At 70.8% G+C, this 2,051-nt stretch carries 1 protein-coding gene; it reads right to left on the bottom strand.

Annotated features, from left to right (window positions below):
* Positions 1 to 2,051, bottom strand: a 2,051-nt coding sequence (locus tag KN815_RS48325) for a type I polyketide synthase (RefSeq protein WP_216348102.1), incomplete at both ends; no start/stop codon positions are given.

The raw sequence follows: 2,051 nt of genomic DNA, 5'->3' as shown, positions 1-2,051 counted from the left end.
CGGCCCGACGCGGATGTCCCGTCTCCGGCCACTCGGCGGCCTCGGTCAGCAGTCGCACCTCGCCCGCCGACCAATCCACCTCCTTCGACGGCTCATCGATGTGCAGCGTCTTCGGCACCACCCCATGCCGCATCGCCATCACCATCTTGATGACGCCGGCCACACCGGCAGCGGCCTGCGTGTGCCCGAGGTTCGACTTCAACGCGCCCAACAGCAGCGGCTGCCCCTCGGGCCGCCCCTGCCCGTACGTCGCCAGCACGGCCTGTGCCTCGATCGGGTCGCCCAACGGCGTGCCGGTCCCGTGCGCCTCCACGACGTCCACGTCGGCCGCCGGCAGGTGAGCACTGGCCAGCGCCTGGCGGATCACGCGCTGCTGCGACGGGCCGTTCGGGGCCGTCAGGCCGTTGCTCGCACCGTCCTGGTTGACCGCCGAGCCACGGACCACCGCCAGCACCGGGTGGCCATTGCGCCGGGCGTCCGACAGACGTTCCAGGAGCAACATGCCCGCACCCTCGGACCAGCCCGTGCCGTCCGCCGCTTCCGCGAACGGCTTGCATCGGCCGTCGGGAGAGAGCCCCCGCTGCCGGCTGAACTCGACGAACACATTCGGCGACGACATCACCGTGACACCGCCGGCCAGTGCCAGGTCGCACTCGCCCTGGCGCAGCGCCTGCGCCGCCAGGTGCAGCGCCACCAGCGAGGAGGAGCACGCGGTGTCCACCGTCACCGCCGGCCCCTCGAGACCGAAGGTGTACGAGATGCGACCGGACGCGACGCTGCCCGCGCTGCCGGTGCCGAGGGAGCCCTCGAAGCCCTCCGGGGGGTTCCCCTGCAAACGAGTGGCGTAGTCGTTGTACATGACGCCGACGAAGACGCCGGAGCGGCTGCCCCGGTTGGCCACGGGATCGATGCCCGCCCGCTCGAACGCCTCCCACGAGGTCTCCAGCAGCAGCCGCTGCTGCGGGTCCATCGACAGCGCCTCACGCGGCGAGATCCCGAAGAACGCCGGGTCGAACTGGTCGGCGTCATGGAGGAATCCGCTGTTGCGGACGTAGTACGTGCCCTCCCGGTCGGGGTCCGGGTCGTACATCCCGTCGAGGTCCCAGCCACGGTTGGACGGGAACTCGGACACCGCGTCCGTGCCGGACATCACCAGCCGCCACAGTTCCTCCGGGGTCCGGACCCCGCCCGGGAGCCGGCAGCTCATGCTCACGATCACGATGGGGTCGCCGTCCACCGGTGCGCCCGCCGCGGCCACCACGCCCGCGCCCGCCGAGAGGGTGGCGCCGTCGATGCCCAGGATTTCGTCGCGCAGGTGGCCGACGAGTGCCATCGGGGTCGGATAGTCGAAGACCAGTGTGGCGGACAGTCGCAGGCCGGTCTCGGCGGTGAGCCGATTCCTCAGATCGACGGCCATCAGTGAGTCGAAGCCGAGTTCCTTGAAGGGCTGCCGTGTGTTCACCGTTTCGGGGGTGGCGTGCCCGAGGGCGGCCGCGGTCTGAACGCGGACCAGCTCCAACAGCGTCTCGTCCTGCGACGTCCGCGGCAGCCCCGCGAGGCGGCGGCGCAGTTCGTCGGGAAGACTTTCGCTCTGCTCCGACCGCGCGGTGCGGCGTGTCGTCACGTTGGGCACGACGTTGCGGAACACGGCGGGGAGTTCGGCGCCCTGCGCACGCAGCGTGGGGATGTCCAGCCGCAGCGGAACCGGCACGCTTTCATCCGATACCAGCGCGGCATCGAACAGTTCGAGCCCCTCCTCGGAGGAGAGTGGCACCAGACCCGAACGCGACACCCTGCGCAGGTCTTCCTCGCCGAGGTGTCCGGTCATGCCGCTGGCCTCGGCCCACAGACTCCACGCCATCGACACGCCCGGCAGCCCCTGGGCCCGGCGCCAGGACGCCAAGCCGTCCAGGAACACATTCGCCGCCGCGTAATTGCTCTGCCCCGCGCCACCCAGCACACCAGTGGCCGAGGAGAACAGCACGAACGCCGACAGGTCCATCCCCGCGGTCAGCTCATGCAGATTCCATGCCGCGTCCACCTTCGCCCGC

The organism is Streptomyces niphimycinicus (assembly GCF_018883605.1).
Classification (GTDB): domain Bacteria; phylum Actinomycetota; class Actinomycetes; order Streptomycetales; family Streptomycetaceae; genus Streptomyces; species Streptomyces niphimycinicus.
Note: the sequence above shows the minus strand (reverse complement) of the source record. Positions and strands in the feature narration are given on the sequence as shown.